A 24,244-nucleotide genomic window follows, 5' to 3' on the forward strand; every position below is an offset into this window, starting at 1 on the left:
GGACAAAGGATTTTGTAGGGTTATGTCGAATCTCATAAAATGGGAAGTGAGGAGGGGTTTTTTGCGAAATAGAAGGCTCTTCCTGATCGTGTTTGTTACCTTTTTGTTTCTTATTGTGGCTGGTGGATTACTTGGTGAATCGGATTTGGTAAAAAAGAATGCGCAAAAAGTGCAACCTTTTCCCCAAGTTGATACGTCTAACTACATAAGTGATGCACAGAATGCTGAGCCAAACGTCACGGCAATCCAAAAAGCAACCGTAATTCAAAAAAAGTGGTACAACAATCAGGTTGTCGTTTTAAATTATCATCATGTAACTGATCAAAAGGATCAGAAATACGTCATATCGCCAGAACTGTTTGCTCGGCACATGGCGTTTTTACATGACAATGATCTACATCCGATCACACTTGCAGAGTTTACGCAATTTGTTGACACAGGTACCTTGCCCACGGAGAATGCGGTATTCATTACATTTGATGACGGATATGAAAGCTACTATACAGAAGCGTTCCCGATTATGCGTGAATATGGGTATCCATCCGTCAACTTTGCCATTGCAGGCAGGATACGAGATGTAGCAGAGCGAAAGCGCGAAAACATGACGACACCATTATCTCGTCAACAGGTAAAAGAAATGATAGCCTCTGGACTGGTTGATGTTGCTTCTCATACGTACAGCCTGCATGAAGATGAGGAGCGTAATGAATGGGGAGACCTTGGACCAGGGACGGCACCGGTCTATTTAAAGGATCTGGACCGTTTGGAAGGCGAAGGGGAGTATAGAAATCGGCTCTATGTTGATTTCGTGATGTCACGAGTAGGTCTTGGATCTTGGATTGGTCACGACGTAAACGCAATCTCCCTGCCGTTTGGTTATACCAACAGCATCGTGCTGGAGACGGCACGACAAGCCGGTTACAAGTATGTATTTACTACTACACCAGGGCTAGTAAAACGTGGAACGAATCCGTTTGCCATCCCGAGAAATGGCGTCGGGTTACGAGATGTGGATGAGACCAGCCTCCATCAGCTGTTCACGAAAGCGAAAAATGAGTTTGAAGGAGAGCAATCATGAACAAAGCCATAGACATCAGCGTGCTCGATGGGGTAATCAAGCGGACGATCGAAACGGTTGAGACAAGCAAAACCCAAATATTTGATATAGCTGAAAACGCAAGACAACAAGGCAACTCGCTGAAGCTTGATTTGCACGAGCTGCGACAGGAAATTTCCAAGGTCATTCAGAAGGTAGATGCATTGGAGCTTGCGTACCAAAAATCACGGAACAGGCTCGTATTGGTGAGTCGTAATTTTCATATGTACACCGAGGAAGACATTCGGATCGCATATGAAGAGGCGAGCCGCATCCAAGTGGAGCTCTCTATTTACCGAGAGCGCGAAAATAATCTAAAGCGAAGACGTAATGATTTGGAGCGTCAATTGCGAACGCTGGAGGAAACGATCGTCCGAGCTGAGAAGCTAGTTTCTCAAATGGGAGTCGTACTTGGTTACCTAACAGGGGACTTGAGCAAAATCGGAGAGGCATTGGAGTCGGCGAAGCAGCACCAGCTCATGGGGCTAAAAGTCATCCAGGCGCAGGAAGAAGAGCGCAAGCGTGTAGCGCGAGAGATCCATGATGGACCGGCACAGTCGATGGCAAATGTCGTTTTGAGGTCGGAAATTGTCGAAAAAATGCTCAAGAACGAGCGGATTTTGGAAGCGCAGATGGAGCTGCATGAACTGAAGGAAATGGTCCGCATGAGCCTGGGCGATGTCAGAAGAATTATTTTCGATTTGCGTCCGATGGCCTTGGATGATCTGGGGTTGGTACCGACCCTGCAAAAATATATTCGTACATGCGAAGAGCGTATCGCTTCTTCTATTGATCTGGTAATATTTGGTATAGAGCCTCCTTTGCGCAGTTCAGTAAAAGCCGCGATTTTCCGATTAGTACAAGAGTGCCTGAATAATGTGGAAAAGCATGCTGAGGCAACTACTGTGCAAGTGAAGCTAGAGTTTTTACAGGAATCACTGAGTCTCGTAGTCAAAGATGACGGTGTTGGCTTTGATCTGGAAAAACGGATGGCCAATGGAAATTCATTTGGATTGCTCGGCATGAGGGAGCGCGTTCAGTTACTGGAGGGCTCTGTAGAATTGCAATCGGCACCAGGTGAAGGAACGAGAGTGATATTCCAAATACCACTGAAAATGTAAAATCACACAGAATGTACACAGGGGGATGAACCATGGATAAAAGACAGCAAGAGCTCCGTATCGTAATTGTAGACGACCATCAATTATTCCGTGAGGGCGTAAAACGTATCCTGGAGATGGAAGATGACTTCAAGGTCGTTGGAGAAGGTTCCGATGGTGGAGAGGCAGCATTGCTCGCCGAGGAGCACAAGCCGGATGTTCTGCTTATGGACATCAATATGCCGAATATCAATGGGGTTTCCGCTGCTGAGAGCGTCATTAGCGTGAGTCCAACTACTCGTGTCATCATGCTGTCGATTCATGACGATGAAGGCTACGTTTATCGTACACTGCGATCCGGTGCATCCGGTTACTTGCTCAAGGAAATGGGAACGAGTGACCTGGTGGATGCCGTTCGTGTAGTTGCATGTGGTGGCGCATACATACATCCCAAGGTGACGGGCAAGCTGATCGAGGAATTCCGTCGCTTGAGTGAGCAAGAGGGATCGACAGAACGCAGCTTTTCTGTAGATGATTCACAAACGATTGATCCAAAAGTGATCGAATCTTTGACTCGCCGTGAGCGAGAAGTGCTGCAGCTGATGGCAGAAGGAAAGAGTAACCGTGCGATTGGTGAGTTTTTGTTTATTAGTGAAAAGACCGTTAAAAACCATGTCAGCAGCATTTTGCAAAAGTTGAGCGTGCAAGACCGCACACAAGCAGTTGTTATTTCGATTAAAAACGGTTGGGTAAAACTGTAGGCAGTTGTCAAAAAGTGACCTTGTTCAAGCCATCCGGCATACCTTGTTAATGGAGGAGGTATGACCGTGATGGAAGAACTGGTTGTATGGCTACTGGCGGCATTTGGCTGCTCCTCTTTATTAGTGATGATAGCTGAACGCTGGATTCAGCAGATGACCGGGATTGCCGAGCTGCCGTCTGTACATTACAGGCTGCTGCTGCGCGATTCAGAGCAGGTGCTGGAACAAGTCGTTCGGAAGCTGTTGTTTCGCTCTTACTGGAGTGGCAAGCCCATTCGTATTACGTTGATAGATGAAGGGTCCGTAGATGATACGCCCCACATATCTACAGTCTTGAACCGCTATCCGCATTGTCAATTGTTTGACTGGCAAGACGCAGTGGGATCAGGAACAATTGTTACGATTGATTTACGCAGCATGAATCATAAGGAGCGCTTCTAGCGTTCCTTATTTTTTTGCGAGCAAATTCGACACATTGAGCGATGGATGCTTACATGCGGATAAAAAAATTGTCAGAGCTGAATTTTCTAAGTGGAAAATATTTTCTGAATTTTAGATTCATACATATTGAAATCTTCTTTGTTCTTGGACTATGATCTTCGTAAGAATACCGAGCAGTCCCTATTCACTCATGGATCGAGGGGAAGTCAGTCATGAAATTTAGAACGAAACTGTATGCAGGCTTTTGTATCATTATCGTCCTCGGTATTATTCTCGTGTCTGTGATGATGAGTATGCTCAATCAACTTAATCACAATTTGAATCGAGTTGTCCAGGAACGATACGAAAAGGTTCGATTGGTCAATATTATTTATCATGAGCTAAATAGTATTAGCAGGGACTCGCGTGGTTTGCTTGCAAACCCTCCCTCTGAGCTGTTGCCGACTTTTCAGGTAAACATCGATCAGAACAACATAAAGCTGAAGCAAGCACTGGAAGATATCGGGGACTTGGAGCTTGAGGGAAAAACACGCGAGCTGGTCCAGAAGCTGCGAGGATTTGGCAATGTTTATCAGAATAATCAATATAAAATTGAGGCATTGCGGGAGGCTGGCAAGGAAGAAGAGGCCAACCATTTGTACTGGTACGAGAGTAGAGATATTCGCGAGCAAATGTTTGAGATTATCGATGATCTGAAAAAAATCGAGGAGCAAGCGATGGCAGATGAGCTTGCACAATCAAAAAATGGCTATGAGTTCACTCTCAAAATGACGTACATATACGTTGTAGTTGGTGTCGTAATCGGGATTGGGGTTACGATCTGGGTTGTGAGAAGCTTAACGGGCAGTCTCAACCGAATCACCTCCGTCATGACAGAGGTTGCGGATTATGAAACGGACAAGCTGCCGCGTTTAACGATTCATTCGGAGGATGAAATCGGCGCCATTTCCAATGCGTACAACAATATGACAGAAGCATTGGAGGGCCATATTCGGAAGGTAAAGGAGTTTAGTGATACTGCGGAGAACCAAAGCTGGTTAAAAACACAAGTAGCTGAAATGGCTACGATGTATGCAGGAATCGAGAGTCTTCAGGAGCTCGCAAGCCTGTTTATTACGAAGGTGACGCCAATGGTTGGGGCGAGCTACGGCGTTTTTTATACGAAGGAAGGCAAAGGCGAAGCTGCCAGACTGCGCAAACTGGCGGCTTATGCGGACAACGAGGGCAGCTTTGGAGGAGAGTTTCGTTTAGGGGAAGGGCTTGTCGGGCAGTGCGCCTTGGAAAACCGTGAGATCATCCTCACAGATATCCCTGATGATTATATCAAAATTACCTCTGGCATCGGTTTGGCGAAACCGACGATGATCATGATCCTTCCTGCAGAGTTTGAGGGAGAAGTGCTGGCTGTAGTTGAATTGGCTTCTTTTACGGAATTCAATTCCCTTCAGCAAATGCTGTTTGATGAAGTCATGAGTAGTGTTGGGGTCACGATCAATAGTATTGTTAGCCGCATGCAAGTCGAGAAATTGCTCCAAGAATCACAGGCACTGACAGAAGAACTACAAAGTCAATCTGAAGAGCTCCAGCTTCAGCAGGAGGAGCTGCGGACCATTAATGAAAAGCTTGAGGAGCAATACGAGAACTCGGAGCAAAAGACAGCAGAGCTGGAAAAAACGAGGCTGATTCTGGAGGAAAAAGCCCAGCAGCTGGCGATTAGCTCCCAATACAAATCAGAGTTTCTGGCTAATATGTCTCATGAACTGCGTACACCGCTCAATAGCTTGCTCATTCTCGCTCAGATGCTTGCTGAGAACAACGAAAAAACTCTCTTGCCGAAGCAAGTGGAGTACGCCAACACGATTCATTCAGCAGGAAATGATCTGCTGCATTTAATTAACGATATTTTGGATTTGGCAAAGATCGAATCAGGAAATGACGAGGTATATCCAGAGGAAGTCACGCTTCAAACGGTCAAGACATTAGTAGAGAAGCAGTTTATGCCGGTTGCCCGTCAAAGGGGGCTTCAGTTTACAGTGGATCTCTCTGCTGGTCTGCCAAAAATGATTTGGACAGATGAGCGGCGATTGCAGCAAATTTTGAAAAACCTGCTGTCAAATGCTTTTAAGTTCACAGAACAGGGGAGCGTCCGTCTCCATATCGGAATGGTAAACGAAGAAATATCGGGTATTCATGACGATAGGGTCATTGCATTTTCCGTTATGGATACAGGGATTGGGGTCTCTAAAGAAAATCAGGAAATCATTTTTGAGGAATTTAAACAAGCAGATGGTACGACGAGTAGAAAATATGGTGGAACCGGCCTTGGTTTGTCCATAAGCCGGAAGATCGCCGAGCTATTAGGCGGACATATTGGGATCGAGAGCGAGGAAGGCTTGGGAAGCACCTTTACGCTTTATTTGCCAGCTCGTCACGCGGATGCTACGTCTGGGGAGAGGGAGGCTGCGGCTGGCGTATTCCATGACGAAGAGCCTGTGCAATCGATCACAGAGGCAGGTTCTGCAGAAGCGCTGCTGGTCGGAAAGAAAATCCTGATTGTCGACGATGATATGCGCAATATATTCGCGCTTACGACAGCCATCGAAGGCCATCACATGAAGGTGGTTTTTGCTGAAAATGGACGCGAAGCTATCGATGTTTTAGTGGGAAATCCGGATATCGATTTAATTTTGATGGATATTATGATGCCAGAGATGGATGGGTTTGAAGCGATGCGAATCATCCGTCAAAAGAAAGAGTACCAAACGTTGCCGATTATCGCCCTGACCGCAAAAGCCATGAAGCACGACAGGGAGCAATGCATAGAAGCAGGCGCATCCGACTATATTAGCAAGCCTGTAAATTTAGAGCAGCTGTTCTCTTTAATGAGGGTATGGCTTTACAGATAGGTGGGACGAACCGGATGGCAGACATCAACGTGCAGGATCATTTGGAGTTGGAAAAAATCGAGATGACGATTCTGCTGGAAGCGATTTATCGCTATTACGGATTTGATTTTAGAAATTATGCAGAACCGTTTCTGCAGCGCAGAGTCTGGCATCGAATTCGGGCCGAAAAGGTAAGAAGCATATCTGGCCTGCAAGAGAAGATCCTGCATGAGCCAGAGGCCATGAAAAGACTGCTCGATGACTTATCGATCAATGTGACCGAGATGTTTAGGGACCCGCCATTTTTTCTGGCATTTCGAACGAAAATAGTTCCCTTGTTGAAGGATATCCCGTCCATTCGAATCTGGCATGTAGGCTGCTCGTCAGGGGAAGAAGTTTACTCCATGGCGATTCTCTTGAAGGAAGAAGGCCTCTACGAAAAGACGAAGCTATACGCCACAGACATGAACGAAAGAATCGTTGATCAAGCAAAAAGAGGCATCTTCCCTTTGGATCGCATGCAGATGTATACGAAAAATTACTTGCAAGCGGGAGGGAAGCGGGCGTTTTCCGAGTATTATACGGCTTCTGTGGAAAATGTCGTTTTTCAACCGTGTTTACGTGAAAACATCGTATTCGCGCAGCACAATTTAGCAACAGATCATTCCTTTAACGATTTTCACGTCATTATTTGCAGAAATGTAATGATTTATTTCAATAAATTATTGCAGGATCACGTCCATAGTTTGCTTTACGAAAGTCTCGTGTTATCAGGCTTTCTCGGTTTGGGTAATAGAGAGGGGGTAAAGTATACTAGCCATGCGAACTACTATCAGGAATTTGACTGCTCAGAAAAAATCTACAGAAAAATCAGATGAACGATCGCTAGTGGATGTCCCTGAACAGAAAGTAAGTATTTTACTGGTAGATGACCGTGCCGAAAATCTGTTGGCACTGGAAGCGGTGCTTAGCTCTCCCAAATACCATCTGGTTTGTGCCCATTCTGGAGAAGAGGCTCTGAAATATGTTCTAAAGCAAGATTTTGCCGCTATCTTGCTCGATGTACAAATGCCGGGTTTAAATGGCTTCGAAACAGCAAAGCTTATCAAGGCAAGGGAAAAATCGCGACATATTCCGATTTTATTTATCACGGCCATCAGCCAGGAAGCGGAGCATGTCTTTCACGGCTATAGTGTCGGAGCGATCGATTATATTTTTAAGCCGTTTCAGCCAGAAGCGTTGCAGAAAAAGGTAGAAGAATTCGTTCGAATTTACCAAAATCATGAACGCATGTTGCTCAAGGGAGAGCGTGAACTTGAGGAAGTTCATCAAAAGCTGGATCGCGTTACGTTTGACTTACGAAAATCTGAGGCATTAGCGCGGGTAATCAGTGAAACGCTGAAGGATACCATTGTCACTTTTGATGAACAGGGGTACGTTTTGTCGGCAAATGATGCAGTAGAGAGTATGTTTGGCTATTCAGCGGAGGAACTAATCGGTGAGCTGTTCAATACGCTTTTACCTGAATTAAAACAAGAGAATCCTTGTCTGCTTGCCTCTAATCTGATTGAAACGATAGCGGTGCGCAGAAATAACAGTATGTTTCCGGTTGAGGCTCAGCTTGGGGATGCAAGTATCGAGGAGCAGACTATTTACGTATGTTCCATCCGTGATATTACAGAGCGAAAGCAACTGGAGGAGGGACGGAAACAAAAGCTCAGAAACGATCTTTATTTGTCTCAAGAACGGTTTCGCATCATTTTTGAGTCCTCTCCCTGTCTGATCTCGATTTTATCCTTGGAGGATGGCAGATATATGGATGTGAATCCGGGGTGGCTGGAAATTACCGGTTATGAGTACGACGAGGTAGCAGGAAAAGCCTTTGATATTTTGCCAATGACCGCAGCTTCAGACGAGGAAGCGACAGAAGGGGATTCGCTTGATTTGCGACGGCCCGTTCATAATGTCAAGATTAGCTACGTAACTAAATCAGATGAGAAGCGTGAAGGGTTATTGTCCACAAAAATCTTGGATATCGAGGGCGAGACATGTGTACTCTGTTTTATTACCGATATTACGGAGCGGGTTCGCCTGGAGAATGAAATGATTCGACTGGATCGCTTGAATTTGATCGGGGAAATGGCGGCTGGCATTGCCCATGAGATTCGAAACCCGATGACAACCGTCCGCGGCTTTTTGCAATTGTCCAATCACAGTCCCCAAAATCCGTTGCAATACATCGATTTAATGTTAAATGAGTTGGATCGTGCCAATGCCATTATTACCGAGTTTCTTACTCTGGCAAAAAACAAAGTAAATGACAAACAAGTGCAGGATTTGAATGCGATCATTGAATCGCTGTTTCCGTTGATACAAGCAGAGGCTCTGCTTTCTGATAAATATATAAGTCTGGAGCTGGGTGAATGCACCCATTTCGCTATGGATGAAAAAGAAATTCGGCAAATGATCTTGAATCTTGCCTTGAATGGATTAGAGGCAATGACCGCAGGGGGACGATTGTCGATCAAAACACATACAGAGCAGCAACGTGTGGTACTGGAAATTCACGATGAAGGAACAGGTATCAAGCCTGAGCTGATCCAAAAAATCGGAACGCCCTTTTTTACGACAAAAGAGACAGGGACAGGCTTGGGGCTAGCTATTTGCTACAGTGTAGCGGACCGCCATCATGCTGAAATAGAAGTGAAGACAGATCATACCGGAACGATCTTTTTTGTCCGTTTTAAAATGTAGAGGCCATGTGCCTCTTTTTTCTTTTTCTTGCAGGCTATCGCTATCTTTTTGCAAACTGAATGCAAGCAAAAGGAAACGGGAGTGATCATGTGCGAGAGTATTTGCTCTATCTCAAGGAAGAAGCGAGATCCATACAGGCTTATGTTTCCCCCTGCTTTGAGGTTGATCTGATGTATTGGCGAGATCGGGAAGGCTGCAAACTGCATATAATGGGAAAAAGCACTTCTCTGGCACTGATATTTTCTTTGCGAGAAATCATGAACTCCTACTTTCAAGTGTCTTACGGTAGGGATAAACGAATCAACGATCAAGGGCTTGAAAAGATAAAGCAGATGATTTTGGAATATGTACGAGAAGTGAGTCATTTATATAGGCGTGAGGCAGCGGGTAAAGAATCATTACGAGATGAGTGGTTTATGTGGGAGATGAGCGACTTTGCTGATGCTCACTTAACAGGCAAAAAAGTACAAGCAATGAATGACGATAAGGAGAATTTGAGTTCTTCTGCAAAGGCACATCGAGTAGCTTTTGCAGGGAGATCGCTTTTGTGGGAAGAGGTAGAGACGCTGCGGCAAAAGCGAGGGTTAGATGATCATGACAGCACAGCTGCACTGCAACGCATGGTTCTGGCGGAACAGGCAGAGTGGCAGCCAGGGATACGTCTATCTGTGAAAAAAAGCTGGTGGCGCAATCACTTGGAACTGAGCTGTGAGCGATGCGGAAGCGGGAGGGGAGACTTGGAGCTGACTGTGTGCCATAGCTGCGGACAAGGCTGCGCGTACTGTACAGTATGCCTCGGGATGGGAAGAAGCAAGTGCTGCACGCCTTATCTATTAGTGCCCGCACAGTCTGGCGTGTCATCCGTGAAGAAGGCGAAAGGACGCGTTCGTGATGTCTCCCGATTGCAGTGGAAGGGCAGTTATTCCAAAGATCAGGCTACAGCAGCAGAGCTGGCACGACGCTTTGTCGCCAGCCCACGCCCCGGGTTGGATGAGTTTTTGATCTGGGCGGTTTGCGGAGCAGGGAAAACGGAGCTATTGTTCCCATCAATTGCGGAGGCTCTGTCGGCAGGAGGGCGGGTTTTGATTGCTACACCGCGAAAAGATGTTGTGCTAGAGCTTGCACCGCGTATACAAAAAGTGTTTCCAAATGCTCAGGTTATAGCCGTGCATGGGTCGAGTGCACAAAAATGGGAAGACGGTGATATTACTATCGCGACGACACATCAGGTCATGCGTTACTATCGCAGGTTTCCGCTTGTTGTGCTCGATGAAGCAGACGCCTTTCCCTATCACAATAATCTGGTTTTGTATCGGGCGGTGGCCAGAGCGGTGCAGGCAGGGGGGAAGATGCTTTACTTGAGCGCAACACCACCACGCTATTTAAAAAAGCGACTGATTCTAAGCAAAGGGAGACTCTTTACTCACTCTTCTGGCATACCTCTGTCATCAGCATCACACGTTCTGCTGCCAGGTCGCTATCATGGTTCCGCGTTACCTGTCCCAAAAGTGATCACTGTCCAAGGGTTGCATAAGCGTGTTCAATCGAATCGGCCGGTTGCAGAGCTCATTGAAATGGTACGCGGTTCACTGGACAATGGACGCCAAGTGTTTCTGTTTGTTCCTCGAATTGATGATGTAGAAAAAGTGCTCGTTTATATACAAAAGCAGATACCCGCACATGCATCGCAGATGGCAGGAGTTCACGCGGCGGATTCCTCACGTGAGGAAAAGGTCATGGCATTTCGAGAACGACGATATACCCTTATGGTAACCACAACGATTTTGGAGCGGGGCGTCACAATTCCGCGTAGTGATGTTGTAGTACTGGGAGCTGAGGCTCCTGTGTTTGATGAGGCGTCATTGGTGCAAATAGCTGGGCGGGTTGGAAGATCTTTCGATGATACGACGGGGACGGTATTGTTTTTACAGGCAGATCGCGCGAGTTCCCCCAGGGCGGCTGTCAAACAAATTTGCCGGATGAACCAGCTGGCGGATAAACTGCGAGCACAGGAGGCAATGACTTGAAGAACAAGACCTGTGTTAGCTGCGGAGGCCATATTTCCTCACTCGCAAAAGAAGCGGTTGTTCGTAAATGGGCTCGGAAATTAAGCAACCAAGCGCGCTACCCGGTCGTTTATCGGTTAATAGCAGGCATTTCTCTCTGCGCAGAATGCCTGGAGGTCCTCCCTGTGATTGGAGATCTAATCTGCCAAAGATGTGGGCGTGAGCAGGGAAAGGATATGTCTTTTGATAACCTGTGTCACGATTGTAAGATCGTTCAGGAGGAGACGCTCGTCAGTAATCGCAGTCTACTGCACTATAACGATTGGGGAAAAAATCTACTTGGCCTATATAAATATCGCGGGGATGAACGGCTTGCAGTTTTTTACGGTGGGCTTCTCGCCGTTACTTTCTTTCGCTATCATGACCCTTCCTCCTTTGTGTGTATTACTACAGTCCCTCTACATAACAAGCGTTTGTATGAACGCGGTTTTAATCAGGTCGATCTGCTGGTTGCTGAACTTAGTAGAGCAATTGGCGTTCCTGTACGAACGCTTTTGCAACGAACCAAAGAGACCGCAAAGCTAAGCAAACAAGGAGGGCGTACCGCACGTCAGGACAGTATGCGAGAAGCCTTTGCCTGGGTTGGAGATAAAGAACTCTCGACTTTACACAATTCATGCCATCAGCCGTATAAAATCTTGCTTGTGGATGATATTTTTACAACAGGATCAACACTGCGTTCATGTGCAAGTGTTCTACGAGCACATTTGGGGGCACTTTGTGAAATTTACTCCTTGACAATATACCGATAGCCAGGTTGGTAAAATTGCGTTATCATGGAAGCAAACAACAGTCTGGAATCGGTGCGAACTTTTCGAATGAGCAAAGGGGTTGTCGTTTATGTCTCTGGGTAAACTCGCAAATTGCTCGCGGTGTGATGCTCTTTTTGTACAAGTAGTCCGCGACATTTGCCCCAAGTGCAGTCAAATAGTGGAACAAGAATATGAGAAATGCGCCAAATTTCTGCGTAAACGTGAAAATCGCGGATCAAATATTCACGTCGTGAGCGAAGAAACTGGCGTGAGTGTAAAGCAAATTACCAAATTTATTAGAGAAGGCCGGATCTCTATTGAAGGAAATCCAAACCTTGGTTATCCGTGTGAAGTTTGTGGTTTTATGATTCGGACAGGCAATATGTGTGAATCCTGCATGAAGGGCCTAAAACACGAAATCAATCAGCAGCTTGACGTTGATCAGCGATTGGAAGCGGACAGTCGTGCACGCTTGGCGGAAGCTGCTGCCTATCGAAGAAAGCAGAATAGTGACGAATAGTTTTGCTCAAAAAAACTAATCGAGAGCAGCGAATTTGCCGATGATACTACTAGAAGGTATCATCGGCTTTTTTATGTTTAGATGAACGGTAAAACGTTGTCAAAGCGGGTCGAGCAGACCAGCCAGTAACCAATAAAATGTCCGGTGGTTTGAGAGGATGGTTAGCACATGCGCATTAACGAGCCCAACCGTATAGGGATGATCAATGCTTATAACAAGTCAGGGAATACGCCTGTCGGAAAGAGCGGTAAGATCCCAATGGGGAAAGACAAAGTAGACATTTCTACAGAAGCGTTGGAAATGCAAAGACAGGTAGAAGATCCGAATTCCCCGCAACGCAGAGAAAAAGTGGATCAACTGAAAAAGCAAGTGGAGGAAGGCAGCTATCGCGTCTCCAGTGAAAAGATTGCCGAGAAGCTTTTGTCCTTCTGGAAAAAGATATAAAAGTGGATGTTCCCGGGGTTTTGGAACATCCCCTATAAACAACCTCTCTAGGGAAAATGAGGAGAACTTGAAAATATGCAAACACTCTACGATCTGCTCGACAATTTGATCCAAATGCACAAAGCCTTGTATACATTAGCCATGCAAAAGAAGGATGTGCTAGTAAAAGGGGATGTGGATGAGCTGGTGGCCATTACCCACCAGGAACAAAAGCTGATCAAGGGTGTCACAGCAGTAGAAACAGCCCGCATGAATGCGGTAAGAGAGCTAACTGCTGATAAGGGCTTGACCCTGCAAGAGGGCACGCTGGCTGAGCTGATCAAGTTGACGACCAGTGCGGAAGAGAAGCTGCGGCTCACATCCTATCGCAACGAGCTTAGCCGAATCGTCAGTGAGCTGCGCGATGCGAACGAGTTGAACCAGCAGCTGCTGAAGCAATCCCTTTCATTTGTAAACATGACGCTTGATCTGATCACGGATACGCCAGAGGACGATTTCATTTATGGCAAACCGGCAGCGGACACGTATCGACAAGCGAACCGAACATTTTTCAACAAAAAAGCGTAAAGAGGTGTCGATATGCGCTCTACTTTTCATGGACTTGAAGTGAGTAAACGCGGATTGTTTGCCCAACAATCTGCACTCAATACGACCGGACATAATATTTCAAATGCGAATACAGAAGGATACACTCGTCAGCGGGTGAACATGCAGGCTACGACTGGGTTGCCGTATGTAGGCTTGCAGGCGGGCATCGAACCGGGACTGCTTGGAACGGGTGTGCAAGCGGTAAGCATCCAGCGCTTACGTGAAGAGTTTTTGGATATCCAGTATCGCAATGAATACAAGCGCCAAGGATACTGGGAAGGTCGTCTTGAGACATTGGAAAAGCTGGAAGGTATCATGAACGAGCCCTCCGACACTGGTTTGCAAAAAGTAATGGACCAAATGTGGCAAGCATGGCAAGACCTTGCCAAAGACCCAACAGATACATCGGCTCGTGCCGTTGTGCGGGAACGAAGCAAGGCGGTTGCCGATACGTTTAATACACTGACTAATCATATTCAAGAGGTTCGCACAGACTTGGATAACGTGGTCAACGTGAAGGCGTTGGAAATCAACTCGCTCGGACAGCAACTTGCGAACTTGAACAATCAGATCTCGAACGTGGTACCACACGGCTATCAGCCAAATGATCTGTACGATCAGCGAGATGTCCTGCTAGACAAACTCTCCAAATTGGTTGAAACCAGAGTCACACAAACTACTGCAGGTATGGTTAACGTAACCATTGAAGGACGAGATTTTGTCACAGGAGTGACTTCGCAGCCAGTTGCCACTCAGCAAAATCCCGCTACTGGACTTAGTGATATGACACTGGGCGGAGCTCAATTTGTCCCAACGACTGGATACATGGCGGGTGTGCTTCAATCGCGTGATCAGATCGTACCGAATATGCTGAAACGCCTGGATGTTTTGGCTGTTAATTTGACTAAGGAAATCAACGATCTGCACAGACAAGGTGTTAGTCTGACAGATATTAAAAATGGTACTGCCCAAGGACTGCCGTTCTTTGTGGATTCAAGCTCTCTTGCTGCTAACGGAGATTATCCAAAAGGTGCGGGAACCATCTCGATCAATCCGGAAATTTTGAAAAGTCTGGATGCAATTGCGGCAGCGAAGCCAGAAGCCGGTGGTACGCCAGTAGGAAACAACGAGAGCGCACTGGCGATTGCTTCTATTAAATTCAAGGTTCTGGCTGCGGGTACAGGTCCGAACGATTTGCCCGAAAGCTCGACTTTGGATAACTACTACCGCTACACGATCAGCCAATTGGGTGTGGATGCTCAGGAAGCAGAACGTAACCAGTTGAACTCCGAGATGCTGGTTGGTACGGTAGATAACCAACGCCAATCGGTTTCAGGTGTATCGATCGATGACGAAATGGCAGAAATGGTGAAATTCCAGCATGCCTACAACGCATCTGCACGTGTCATGACAAGCGTGGATGAAATTCTGGACAAAATCATCAATGGCATGGGCATTGTTGGACGCTAATAGGAGGGGATAGATTGTGGCAGTACGTGTAACGCAAAATATGTTGAATAGTAATATGTTGCGGAATTTGCATAAGTCGATGCGTCATATGGATGGGTTGCAGGATCAGTTGTCTTCTGGGAAGAAGATTTCCAAACCTTCAGAGGATCCGGTAGTAGCGGCTCGTGGAATGTTTTATCGTTCTTCCTTGATGGAGAATGATCAGTATAAGAGGAATGTGGATGAGGCGCAGTCTTGGATGAATATGACGGATAGTACAATGGATGAAATGGGTAGTATCTTGAAGCGAGTGAAGGAACTTCTTGTGTACTCCGGAGATGGGGCCGTTTCACCAGATGACTTGAAGACGATGGCGTCAGAAGTACAAGAATTAAAAATGCACATGGGGACATTAGCGAACCAACAAATCAATGGGAAGTATATTTTTGCTGGTACGGATACGGACAAGGCGCCTTTTGATGCAACTGCTAAAGGTGGAGCAGGAGACTTCGTCAGTACAAACAGCTCTCCAATTAATTTGGAAGTAAGTCAAAATGTGTTTGTAACTTCGAATACGAATGCGCAGAACATATTTAACTACCCAGATAACGCCAATAATATCTTCACATTACTGAATGGCATCATTACGGAATTAAGTAACGGTAGATCAGCAACGCAATTCCAGACAGCGATGAATAATCAATTTGACAAGCTCCTGGCTGAACGTGCAACGTTAGGGGCAAGCGTCAATCGGGTAGAACTGATTGCAGAGCGCTTGAATACATCAGAGGTAAGCATTACGGGCTTGATGTCCAAAAACGAAGATGCTGATATGGCAAAAGTCATGACCAATTTGAAAACACAAGAAAGTGTGCACTCTGCTGCATTAGGTTCTGGTGCGCGTATTATTCAACCGACTCTGCTGGACTTCCTGCGTTAGAAAAGAGGAGGGAAGTAACAAGATGCAAATCCCGCAAATTCGGATGGAGAGCACATTTGCTCAGTTGGGTCTCAACATCAACAAGCCAGTCCATGAAATCAAACAACCACAAGCAGAAATGAACTTACGCCAGGTACCGGCGATATTGAATATCGAGCAAGCCCGTACGATATTACAGATCGATTCCAGTCAGGCTCGTGCTAATATTGGAATCATGACCAATGTGCAATTTAGCGACAGCTCTGCTGATTACGGCAAGCAGAAAGCTCTTCAGGCGATCGCGGAAAAGAGCCAAGAAGGCGATCGATTAATGCGAATCTATACAAAAGAAAATGTCATTGCCTCTATAGGCAGGGAAAAAGGCCTGCGAGCCCTTGAGGGAGGGTACACTCCTCCGGCTGCTTCTACTGATGAAGGGGTCGAGATCAGCATTGAACTCAAGCCTGTCGTGATTAGCGTTCAGCGCAACGGGATGAGTATAGATCCTGTTACAAGGCCTCCAGAGTTTTCATATACTCCAGGCAAGGTGGAGCCGTATATGATACAATATAATAGTTTGAAAATAGAAGCGGTAGGCGGTCAACTGGATCAAATGATGTAAGCGAGGGGAAAAAATGAACGCAAGTCAACAAGTGGAATTGGGCAAGCTATTTTTCGAAGATGGCATCCCGGGTTTTTCTCATTTGCAGTTTTTTCAGTTGATGCAGGAAGAGGAAAGTCCCTTTTATCTGATTCAGTCGACGGAAGAAAAGGATGTCGGCTTTTTGGTAGTAAATCCTTTTTCTTTCTATCCTGACTACAAGTTTACACTCCCCGAGGTATCACAAGACGCGCTGCATCTAGAAGAAGAATCATCTGTAGCTATTTTTTCTATCGTTACTATTCGGGGGAAAAATGAAGCAACTATTAACCTAAAAGCCCCTATCGTAATTAATCTCACCAACCGAATGAGTAAACAGGTAATTTTGCAGGAAGATTCGTATTCAATCCGTCAGCCATTGTTCGAGCAACAAGCTGCGGATGTAGAGTAGGTGGTGTTCAAATGCTGGTCCTTTCTCGTAAGAAAAATGAATCCATCATAATTGGTGACACCATTGAAATTAAGATTATTTCAGTTGACGGGGATCAGGTGAGGATTGGGATTGATGCGCCAAGGAATCTGGATGTGTATCGCAAAGAAATTTACGATGCCATTCAGGAGGAGAATAAGCTGGCTACGACTAAACAGATAGACTGGCAGGCTGTAAAACAGTTGATGCAAATGAATAAGAAACGGGAAGATGATCGATCGTGATCTTACTCCTGTCAAGTAGATAGAACTAAAAAAGCAGCCAGTGTGTATCGGTACTCTACCGGAGCACACTGGCTTGATTTTTTCTGGAATCGTTCATGATTATAGAACCTAATGTATCTTTCAAATGCAGAGGGGTTTTATGACATAGAATCCATCCACTCCCCGATAAAGTTGGACCAATTCTCCTCGTTTTGTTTTTTTGCAGAAAAAAGAAGAAAAAACTCTAAAAATGCTAACAACCAGATAACGAGATTCCGATAATAAAAATGTAGGGACAAAATCGCAAGCGCGCGATTGCGATGAGTCTCAAAAATTAGCAACAGTCACAGGGACGTGACTGTCGATATCTCAAGGAGGAATTGTACATGATTATCCAACACAATATGTCCGCTATCAACACCCACCGTCAACTGGGTGTAAACGGTGGTAACCTGGGTAAAAACGTAGAAAAACTGTCTTCTGGCTACCGCATCAACCGTGCGGCTGACGATGCTGCTGGTCTCTCTATCTCTGAGCGTATGCGTGCTCAAATCCGCGGTATGGAACAAGCTTCCCGTAATGCTCAAGATGGTATTTCTTTGATTCAAACGGCTGAGGGTGCCCTGCAAACGGTTAACAACATGTTGGTTCGTGTAAAAGAACTGGCTACTCAATCCGCTAACGATACTTACAATGCCGCTAATGACCGTGCGCGTCTGCAAGAAGAAATTGTTGAGTTGAGAAAAGAAACATCCAACATCATGAGCAACACTAAATTTAATGGTATTAGTTTGCTTAATGGTTCTGGTGCGAGTGCCAACTCAATCGTTTTGCAAATCGGTCAAGAAGCAGGTCAAAAACTGTCTTTGGATGCTACTAAGTTCAACTTGACTTCTGCAAATACCGCCATGAGCGGATTTGATGTTAGTACTGCAACTGGTGCTAGCAGCGTGTTGGTGAGCATTGACAGCATCATTAACAGTGTGAGCCGTGCGCGCTCTTACTTGGGTGCGAACCAAAACCGTCTGGAAAACACTATCAACAACCTGAACGTAACTTCTGAGAACCTGACTGCTGCTGAATCCCGTATCCGCGACGTAGATATGGCGAAAGAGCAGATGCAATTCACGAAAAACAACATCTTGACTCAAGCATCTCAAGCAATGTTGGCTCAAGCTAACCAATTGCCACAAGGTGTTCTGCAATTGCTCCGTTAATTCAATAATGTATGAAAAAAGCATGAGCTTCTTACCAGAGGTTCATGCTTTTTTCCGTCTTTGTTCATATAACAGAATGGCCTTTACATGCCGATATATATATTAAATCATGTGGTATGGAGGCAATACAAATGAGAATTATGCTGTTTAATGAAATTCTTTATGACGGACCAAATATCAGCCAAATAACCGATATTTTTAATCATGCTTATACACTGATTGCCGATAAAGGACTAGTATATAGTCATATTACCATAGATGGTATAGAGATTTACGAAGATCCCCTGGAGAACTTGTTTACAGGCAGGGAAACTGTTGAAATTGTCGAGATCAAAGCAATCAGCGAAGAGCAGTTTAAAGAGAATTTACTCTGCTCTATTGAGGAATATGTCACTCGAGCGATCCCGGAACTAGAGCGGTTATCAGAGAAGTTTTACATAAATCCCGATACTAGTGCTTGGAACGGGATTTCCGACCTGTTAGAAGGGATTCAATGGATTGAAAACGTCGCCATGTTTTTTGCAAACAATGGCTCAAGTGAAAAGAACGATCATATGATGCAGAAATTCAACATTTCATCAGAAGTGAAATTATTGGAGGGTGCAGTATTCCAGAATGATTTGGTGTTAGTCGGGGATATATTGAAATATGAAATACTTCCCCGTTTCACAGATATTGAGCACGCAGTTGGAAAAGTATTGAAGCCAAAAAAAGAGGTAGAAAATAATGTTGTTAATTGACTATACTCTTCGTGGGAAAATAACTAAAGAATTTTCAATTTCTACGATCATGAATAAGACAGGATTAGTTCTATCAGATGAAGAAGTGAAATTAGAATCGAATGCCAAAGGTCAGGCTACTTTGCTTATTCATACACCAAACGGTTGGAATTATCTTCACAGCAAGTATGACCCACAAGGGGAAGCGTCACGTTGGGTAGATACGATCAAAGATTTAGAGAAGTATAGCCAAGTATTTTTTTATGGCATTGGTCTCGGATATCACATCAAGGAATTTACACGAAGATATCCTCAAAAAAAATATTCCATGTACGAGCCAAATATCTCCATCCTAAAACAATATATGTCAATGGTATCAACAGAGGAAATGGTTGCAAGTAACCTCCAGTATTTCTATTCTGAAGACGAAGCTGGCTCTCAAGATAATCTAATGCATTTTGTTAGTAGAGTTAAGGAAGATGTGCTGCTCGTTATATTGCCTGCATATGAACGGATATTTGACGAGCAAACAAAAGATTTTATGAATCGTTTTTCTGACGCCATCTTTGAGCGTAGAAAGTATAACTATGCTGCGATGTCTTTTTCAAAGCGCACGGTGATTAGCGGAATTATGAACTTGCCAACTATTTATCAAACTCCTAATATTCTTCATGAGGACACTACTTCTTTTAAGGGTAAGCCAGCTATACTAGTGGCGGCTGGGCCATCTTTGGATTATGAATATGAAAATTTGCGTTATATTAAAGAAAACGGTTTGGCATATATCTTTTCAGTGGGTTCAGCAATAAATGCTTTATTGGAAAGGAATATTTATCCAGATGGAGCATGCACCTATGACCCAAGTGTAAATAATGCAAAAGTTTTTCAAAGAATTAAAGATAAACGAATCGACTCTATCCCTCTTATTTACGGAAGTACGGTAGGTTTTGAGACGATTCAAAATTATCCTGGACCATTGCTTCATTACTTGGTAGATCGAGACTTTGTGAATCCATTTTATTTAGAGAGAACAGATGGAAAAAACTTGGAAGTTGTGCATTCCGCCGAATCAATTGCTATCATTACGTTGCAATTATTATATCGACTTGGGTGTAATCCAATCATACTGGTTGGTCAGAATCTGGGGTATACAAAAGATCGTTATTATGCATCGGGTAGCGTAGATAACGTATACGTAAATGAAGAACTCATGAAGAAAGCACATATCGTGAAGGATGTCGAAGGAAACGATATGTATACGATAAAAGCATACGACTCTTTCAGAAAGGAAATGGAGTCATTTATCCATTCCTTTTCCGAGGTGGAAGTGATTAATACGACCAAGGGTGGAGCTCATATAGCTGGCACCACATATATCCCGATGGACAGAGTGATCGAGGAGAGGCTAGAAGAAAAAAATATTGTTGAACATGAATGGGTTGATCGTTACTCTGTCAAATATAGTAGGGATTTCTTCTCTAGTAAATCTGATACATTGATTGAAGAGTGTGAGAAGCTGGAAAGTATCTATAAAAGTTTTTTTAGACTGTTCGATCAGATGAAGAGTTCTATAATGAGATCAAATAAACGAGAGCTTGAAAAACTGTTCAATAAATTTGACCGTAAATTTGATAAATTACAGGCAAATAATTTTTATTGGTTTTTTATTCAAATCATGAATCATCTCGATTTTGACGTGGTAATGAAATCATTTGAAGAGGCTCGCTTTCTTAAAGATCCCGTTGAAAAGGCGGAAAGAGTCTTGGAATTTTTCTCAAATTATCTGACCCAGTGTAGGGCACAAACTCAAATGATGAAGCCTTTGCTCGAGAGCATACACACACAGGTTTTGGAAGAAGGTAGTGACAATGGGAAATAACATAACGGGATTAAAGAATAAAAGAATTATGGTTACTGGGGCAGATGGCTTTATTGGATCCCACTTAACAGAAGAATTGGTGAAGAGCGGGAGCAATGTCAAAGCTTTTGTCTGTTACAATTCATTTAATTCCTGGGGATGGTTAGATACAGTTCCAAATGAAATTGTAAACGAGTTGGAGGTGTTCACTGGTGATATTCGTGATCCTCATGGTGTCAAAAAGGCAATGCAGGATTGCGATATCGTCTTGCATTTAGCAGCTCTGATCGCCATTCCCTTTTCGTATCACTCTCCTGATACCTATGTGGATACGAATATCAAAGGAACCTTGAATATCCTTCAGGCAGCTCGCGAACTGAATGTGGAGAAGGTTGTGCATACCTCGACGAGCGAAGTATATGGGACAGCCCGTTTCGTTCCAATAACAGAAGAGCACCCTCTCCAAGGTCAATCTCCTTATTCTGCGAGCAAGATAGGCGCTGATCAAATGGCAATGTCTTTTTATAGTTCGTTTGGACTTCCTGTGTCAGTGATACGGCCATTCAATACTTACGGTCCTCGGCAATCTGCTAGAGCAGTTATCCCTACTATCATTACACAGATAGCTAGTGGACAGCAATCAATCAAACTTGGGTCACTTCATCCGACTCGTGATTTTAATTATGTAAAAGATACTGTGAATGGATTTTTAGCTGTTGCAGAATCAGACCATTCCATAGGCGAGGTAATCAATATCGGCAGTAACTATGAGGTATCGATTGGGCAAACCGTTGAACTCATTGCTGAGTTGATGGGACAAAAGATCAGCATTGAAACGGAAGACCAGCGTCTTCGCCCTGAGAAGAGTGAAGTAGAACGCTTATGGGCAGATAATTCAAAGGCGAAACAATTACTTGGTTGGGAGCCCATGTATGGCAACATAGAGGGATTTAAGCGTGGATTAGGAGAAACAATTGAATGGTTTACGAATCCATCCAATCTAAGTCATTATAAAGCGGGGATTTATAACTTATGAAACAGCCGTTCATAATGGAAGAGATTGTATCTGTCTTAAAAAGAGTTGCTCCTTCTAACAAAGACTTTGTAGCTTTGCATGAACCAAGCTTTCAAGGGAATGAATGGTCCTATGTAAAAGAATGTCTAGATACTGGCTGGGTCTCATCAGTTGGGAAATATGTAGATCGTTTTGAAGAAATGCTTAGTGAGTATACAGGTGTAAAGCGCGCTGTAGCCGTTGTTAATGGCACAGCCGCTTTGCATATTTGTCTCAAATTAGTTGGAGTTGAAAGCGATGACGAGGTGATTGTGCCGACACTTACCTTTATTGCATCTGCTAACGCCATTTCCTATTGTCAGGCGATCCCTCATTTTGTAGATAGTTCGGTAGAAACGCTAGGTTTAGACCCAAATAAACTGGCAGACTATTTACTAGAGATTACTGAGGTACGGAATAATAGCTGTTACAACAAACAAACCGGTAGAAGAATAAAAGCTGTTGTACCAATGCACACATTCGGTCACCCTGTTGAGTTGGATACTCTCGTTGACGTGTGCCAACGCTATCATTTGGAGCTAATAGAGGATGCCGCAGAATCACTAGGATCGTATTATAAAGGGCGCCATACAGGCAATTGGGGACGAGCTACAGCACTTAGCTTTAATGGGAATAAAATAATGACAACTGGTGGGGGTGGAGCGATTTTAACCAACGATGAAGAGTTGGGAAAATGGGCAAAGCATCTGACTACTACAGCTAAAAAACCGCACAACTGGGAGTTTGTGCATGACCAAGTCGGTTATAACTATCGCATGCCAAATATCAATGCTGCTTTGGGGTGTGCTCAATTAGAGCAATTGCCGGATTTCTTGACTCGGAAAAGAGCACTGGCTGCTCGTTACCACAAGGTATTTTCCAAAGTTGATGGCGTTTCCTTTGTAACAGAGCCGGATTTTGGTTCTAGTAATTACTGGCTGAATGCCATTATGTTGTCGCCAAAATGGAGTCATCTTCGTGACGACATCCTACAAGCAACGAATGAGCAGGGAATAATGACTAGACCAGTTTGGAAATTGTTAAGCGATCTTCCCATGTATGCAGCTACACCACGGATGGATTTATCTGTTGCTAAGCAATTGGAAAGCTGTATTATTAACATCCCAAGTAGCGCTAGTTTGGGGGCAGTGCATGTCGAAACGTAAAATATGTGTGGTGACAGGGACGCGGGCGGAGTATGGACTTTTATATTGGTTAATGAGAGAGATTCAGGATGATCCTGAATTGCAACTGCAAATAGTTGTTACAGGCATGCATTTGTCACCGGAATATGGGCTCACCTATCAGTTGATTGAACAAGATGGTTTTGTCATTGATGAAAAAGTTGAGATGCTTCTTTCAAGCGATACTTCTGTGGGGATTGCAACTTCTCTCGGGTTGGGGACGATCGGATTCGCCGGGGTTTTTGATAGATTAGCACCAAATATCGTAGTAGTCCTGGGGGATCGATTCGAAATATTAGCAGCGGCTCAGGCAGCGATGGTCGCCCGTATTCCGCTTGCTCATTTGCATGGGGGTGAAACCACAGAAGGCGTAATTGACGAAGCAATCAGACATTCAGTAACGAAGATGTCTCATTTACATTTTGTCTCAACAGAAACATATAGAAATCGAGTCATTCAAATGGGTGAACAACCTGAACGAGTATATACTGTGGGTGCTATTGGTCTAGATAATATTAGAAAGATGGACTTGATGGATCGTCCAACAATTGAGCGATCTATTAACTTTTCACTAAAGAGGCCGAGTTTTCTGATAACTTATCATCCGGTAACTTTGGAAAAAGGTCACTCAGAGACAGCGATAAAAGAATTGTTCCATGCATTAGACGAATTTCCCAATGCGACGTGTATTTTTACGAAGCCAAATGCAGATATGGAAGGACGCACTATTTCAAAAATGATAGATGAATATGTCTATCAACGTCCTTCAACATGCAAGTCTTTTGTTTCGCTCGGACAATTGCGTTATTTGAGTGCAATTCAGCATGTAGATGTGGTTATTGGTAATTCGTCTAGTGGAATTCTGGAAGTTCCTTACTTTAGAAAGCCGACAGTGAATCTCGGGGATCGACAAAAAGGAAGGATACAAGCCGCTTCCGTTATTGATTGCATGGAGACAAAAGAATCTATTTGCGATGCAATTAAAATGGCACTTTCTCATGAGTTTCATAGACAACTTCAAAAAATACATTCGCCGTATGGAGAGGACTATGTATCTGGGAAAGTAAAAAAAGTATTGAAAGAAGTAGATCTCTCACTATTACTCAAAAAATCTTTTTATGACCTTTCTTTGGAGGTGTAGTA

At 44.3% G+C, this 24,244-nt stretch carries 23 protein-coding genes; all 23 read left to right on the forward strand.

Annotated features, from left to right (window positions below):
* The first annotated feature begins 61 nt into the window (after positions 1 to 61).
* The 23 genes from ADS79_RS24315 (at position 62) to neuC (ending at position 24,242) form a co-directional block, all read left to right on the forward strand.
* The gene (locus ADS79_RS24315) at positions 62 to 1,078 is read left to right on the forward strand and encodes a polysaccharide deacetylase family protein (RefSeq protein ID WP_049740920.1); all 1,017 of its coding nucleotides are present in this window, start codon (positions 62 to 64) and stop codon (positions 1,076 to 1,078) included.
* Positions 1,075 to 2,217, forward strand: coding sequence for a sensor histidine kinase (locus ADS79_RS24320; protein WP_049740921.1), 1,143 nt, complete (start codon positions 1,075 to 1,077; stop codon positions 2,215 to 2,217). The genes ADS79_RS24315 and ADS79_RS24320 overlap by 4 nt, the downstream gene beginning before the upstream one ends.
* Before the next feature lie 32 nt (positions 2,218 to 2,249).
* Positions 2,250 to 2,957: a response regulator gene (locus ADS79_RS24325; RefSeq protein ID WP_049740922.1), complete on the forward strand. Its 708-nt coding sequence runs from the start codon at positions 2,250 to 2,252 to the stop codon at positions 2,955 to 2,957.
* A gap of 69 nt (positions 2,958 to 3,026) precedes the next feature.
* A complete protein-coding gene (locus ADS79_RS24330; protein WP_049740923.1) occupies positions 3,027 to 3,398 on the forward strand; it encodes a hypothetical protein in 372 nt (123 codons plus the stop codon).
* A 212-nt stretch (positions 3,399 to 3,610) separates the two neighbouring features.
* Entirely contained in the window at positions 3,611 to 6,304 is a 2,694-nt protein-coding gene (locus ADS79_RS24335; protein WP_049740924.1) for a response regulator, read from the forward strand.
* Positions 6,305 to 6,318: 14 nt separating this feature from the next.
* Complete coding sequence (locus tag ADS79_RS24340; RefSeq protein WP_049740925.1) at positions 6,319 to 7,161, forward strand: CheR family methyltransferase; 843 nt, start codon at positions 6,319 to 6,321, stop codon at positions 7,159 to 7,161.
* A complete protein-coding gene (locus ADS79_RS24345) occupies positions 7,103 to 9,037 on the forward strand; it encodes a PAS domain S-box protein (RefSeq protein WP_084766039.1) in 1,935 nt (644 codons plus the stop codon). Before ADS79_RS24340 ends, ADS79_RS24345 begins: the two co-directional genes overlap by 59 nt.
* Before the next feature lie 89 nt (positions 9,038 to 9,126).
* Positions 9,127 to 11,064, forward strand: coding sequence for an ATP-dependent helicase ComFA (locus ADS79_RS24350; protein ID WP_049740926.1), 1,938 nt, complete (start codon positions 9,127 to 9,129; stop codon positions 11,062 to 11,064).
* Positions 11,061 to 11,855, forward strand: a complete 795-nt coding sequence (locus ADS79_RS24355; RefSeq protein ID WP_049740927.1) for a ComF family protein — start codon at positions 11,061 to 11,063, stop codon at positions 11,853 to 11,855. Before ADS79_RS24350 ends, ADS79_RS24355 begins: the two co-directional genes overlap by 4 nt.
* A gap of 88 nt (positions 11,856 to 11,943) precedes the next feature.
* A complete protein-coding gene (locus tag ADS79_RS24360; protein WP_049740928.1) occupies positions 11,944 to 12,375 on the forward strand; it encodes a TIGR03826 family flagellar region protein in 432 nt (143 codons plus the stop codon).
* A gap of 168 nt (positions 12,376 to 12,543) precedes the next feature.
* Positions 12,544 to 12,819 carry a flagellar biosynthesis anti-sigma factor FlgM gene (flgM, locus tag ADS79_RS24365; RefSeq protein WP_049740929.1) on the forward strand — a complete coding sequence of 92 codons (276 nt, stop codon included), beginning with the start codon at positions 12,544 to 12,546 and terminating at the stop codon, positions 12,817 to 12,819.
* A gap of 75 nt (positions 12,820 to 12,894) precedes the next feature.
* Positions 12,895 to 13,386 (forward strand): flagellar protein FlgN, encoded by a 492-nt coding sequence (locus ADS79_RS24370; RefSeq protein WP_049740930.1) that lies wholly within the window; start codon positions 12,895 to 12,897, stop codon positions 13,384 to 13,386.
* A 12-nt stretch (positions 13,387 to 13,398) separates the two neighbouring features.
* Positions 13,399 to 14,877 (forward strand): flagellar hook-associated protein FlgK, encoded by a 1,479-nt coding sequence (gene flgK, locus ADS79_RS24375; protein WP_049740931.1) that lies wholly within the window; start codon positions 13,399 to 13,401, stop codon positions 14,875 to 14,877.
* A gap of 16 nt (positions 14,878 to 14,893) precedes the next feature.
* The gene (gene flgL / locus ADS79_RS24380) at positions 14,894 to 15,796 is read left to right on the forward strand and encodes a flagellar hook-associated protein FlgL (RefSeq protein WP_049740932.1); all 903 of its coding nucleotides are present in this window, start codon (positions 14,894 to 14,896) and stop codon (positions 15,794 to 15,796) included.
* 22 nt (positions 15,797 to 15,818) lie between these two features.
* Positions 15,819 to 16,397 carry a DUF6470 family protein gene (locus ADS79_RS24385; protein WP_049740933.1) on the forward strand — a complete coding sequence of 193 codons (579 nt, stop codon included), beginning with the start codon at positions 15,819 to 15,821 and terminating at the stop codon, positions 16,395 to 16,397.
* A gap of 13 nt (positions 16,398 to 16,410) precedes the next feature.
* Positions 16,411 to 16,827 (forward strand): flagellar assembly protein FliW, encoded by a 417-nt coding sequence (fliW, locus tag ADS79_RS24390; protein WP_049740934.1) that lies wholly within the window; start codon positions 16,411 to 16,413, stop codon positions 16,825 to 16,827.
* An 11-nt stretch (positions 16,828 to 16,838) separates the two neighbouring features.
* Entirely contained in the window at positions 16,839 to 17,090 is a 252-nt protein-coding gene (gene csrA, locus ADS79_RS24395) for a carbon storage regulator CsrA (RefSeq protein ID WP_049740935.1), read from the forward strand.
* Between the two features lie 365 nt (positions 17,091 to 17,455).
* Positions 17,456 to 18,286, forward strand: a complete 831-nt coding sequence (locus tag ADS79_RS24400; protein WP_049740936.1) for a flagellin N-terminal helical domain-containing protein — start codon at positions 17,456 to 17,458, stop codon at positions 18,284 to 18,286.
* A 131-nt stretch (positions 18,287 to 18,417) separates the two neighbouring features.
* Positions 18,418 to 19,026, forward strand: coding sequence for a hypothetical protein (locus tag ADS79_RS24405; RefSeq protein WP_049740937.1), 609 nt, complete (start codon positions 18,418 to 18,420; stop codon positions 19,024 to 19,026).
* Complete coding sequence (locus tag ADS79_RS24410) at positions 19,013 to 20,884, forward strand: motility associated factor glycosyltransferase family protein (protein ID WP_049740938.1); 1,872 nt, start codon at positions 19,013 to 19,015, stop codon at positions 20,882 to 20,884. The genes ADS79_RS24405 and ADS79_RS24410 overlap by 14 nt, the downstream gene beginning before the upstream one ends.
* Entirely contained in the window at positions 20,874 to 21,899 is a 1,026-nt protein-coding gene (locus tag ADS79_RS24415; protein WP_049740939.1) for an NAD-dependent 4,6-dehydratase LegB, read from the forward strand. The genes ADS79_RS24410 and ADS79_RS24415 overlap by 11 nt, the downstream gene beginning before the upstream one ends.
* The gene (locus ADS79_RS24420) at positions 21,896 to 23,083 is read left to right on the forward strand and encodes a LegC family aminotransferase (protein ID WP_049740940.1); all 1,188 of its coding nucleotides are present in this window, start codon (positions 21,896 to 21,898) and stop codon (positions 23,081 to 23,083) included. The genes ADS79_RS24415 and ADS79_RS24420 overlap by 4 nt, the downstream gene beginning before the upstream one ends.
* Entirely contained in the window at positions 23,070 to 24,242 is a 1,173-nt protein-coding gene (gene neuC / locus ADS79_RS24425) for a UDP-N-acetylglucosamine 2-epimerase (RefSeq protein ID WP_049740941.1), read from the forward strand. The genes ADS79_RS24420 and neuC overlap by 14 nt, the downstream gene beginning before the upstream one ends.
* Positions 24,243 to 24,244 lie beyond the last annotated feature (2 nt).

Source organism: Brevibacillus reuszeri (assembly GCF_001187725.1).
GTDB classification, from domain to species: domain Bacteria; phylum Bacillota; class Bacilli; order Brevibacillales; family Brevibacillaceae; genus Brevibacillus; species Brevibacillus reuszeri.

Excerpts from the sequence above, each read along its gene's own strand:
- ADS79_RS24320 (WP_049740921.1), top strand. The coding sequence starts at position 1,075 with ATGAACAAAGCCATAGACATCAGCGTGCTCGATGGGGTAATCAAGCGG.
- ADS79_RS24325 (WP_049740922.1), top strand. The coding sequence starts at position 2,250 with ATGGATAAAAGACAGCAAGAGCTCCGTATCGTAATTGTAGACGACCAT.
- ADS79_RS24330 (WP_049740923.1), top strand. The coding sequence starts at position 3,027 with ATGGAAGAACTGGTTGTATGGCTACTGGCGGCATTTGGCTGCTCCTCT.
- ADS79_RS24335 (WP_049740924.1), top strand. The coding sequence starts at position 3,611 with ATGAAATTTAGAACGAAACTGTATGCAGGCTTTTGTATCATTATCGTC.
- ADS79_RS24340 (WP_049740925.1), top strand. The coding sequence starts at position 6,319 with ATGGCAGACATCAACGTGCAGGATCATTTGGAGTTGGAAAAAATCGAG.
- ADS79_RS24345 (WP_084766039.1), top strand. The coding sequence starts at position 7,103 with ATGCGAACTACTATCAGGAATTTGACTGCTCAGAAAAAATCTACAGAA.
- ADS79_RS24360 (WP_049740928.1), top strand. The coding sequence starts at position 11,944 with ATGTCTCTGGGTAAACTCGCAAATTGCTCGCGGTGTGATGCTCTTTTT.
- flgM (WP_049740929.1), top strand. The coding sequence starts at position 12,544 with ATGCGCATTAACGAGCCCAACCGTATAGGGATGATCAATGCTTATAAC.
- ADS79_RS24370 (WP_049740930.1), top strand. The coding sequence starts at position 12,895 with ATGCAAACACTCTACGATCTGCTCGACAATTTGATCCAAATGCACAAA.
- flgK (WP_049740931.1), top strand. The coding sequence starts at position 13,399 with ATGCGCTCTACTTTTCATGGACTTGAAGTGAGTAAACGCGGATTGTTT.
- ADS79_RS24385 (WP_049740933.1), top strand. The coding sequence starts at position 15,819 with ATGCAAATCCCGCAAATTCGGATGGAGAGCACATTTGCTCAGTTGGGT.
- fliW (WP_049740934.1), top strand. The coding sequence starts at position 16,411 with ATGAACGCAAGTCAACAAGTGGAATTGGGCAAGCTATTTTTCGAAGAT.
- csrA (WP_049740935.1), top strand. The coding sequence starts at position 16,839 with ATGCTGGTCCTTTCTCGTAAGAAAAATGAATCCATCATAATTGGTGAC.
- ADS79_RS24400 (WP_049740936.1), top strand. The coding sequence starts at position 17,456 with ATGATTATCCAACACAATATGTCCGCTATCAACACCCACCGTCAACTG.
- ADS79_RS24405 (WP_049740937.1), top strand. The coding sequence starts at position 18,418 with ATGAGAATTATGCTGTTTAATGAAATTCTTTATGACGGACCAAATATC.
- ADS79_RS24410 (WP_049740938.1), top strand. The coding sequence starts at position 19,013 with ATGTTGTTAATTGACTATACTCTTCGTGGGAAAATAACTAAAGAATTT.
- ADS79_RS24415 (WP_049740939.1), top strand. The coding sequence starts at position 20,874 with ATGGGAAATAACATAACGGGATTAAAGAATAAAAGAATTATGGTTACT.
- ADS79_RS24420 (WP_049740940.1), top strand. The coding sequence starts at position 21,896 with ATGAAACAGCCGTTCATAATGGAAGAGATTGTATCTGTCTTAAAAAGA.
- neuC (WP_049740941.1), top strand. The coding sequence starts at position 23,070 with ATGTCGAAACGTAAAATATGTGTGGTGACAGGGACGCGGGCGGAGTAT.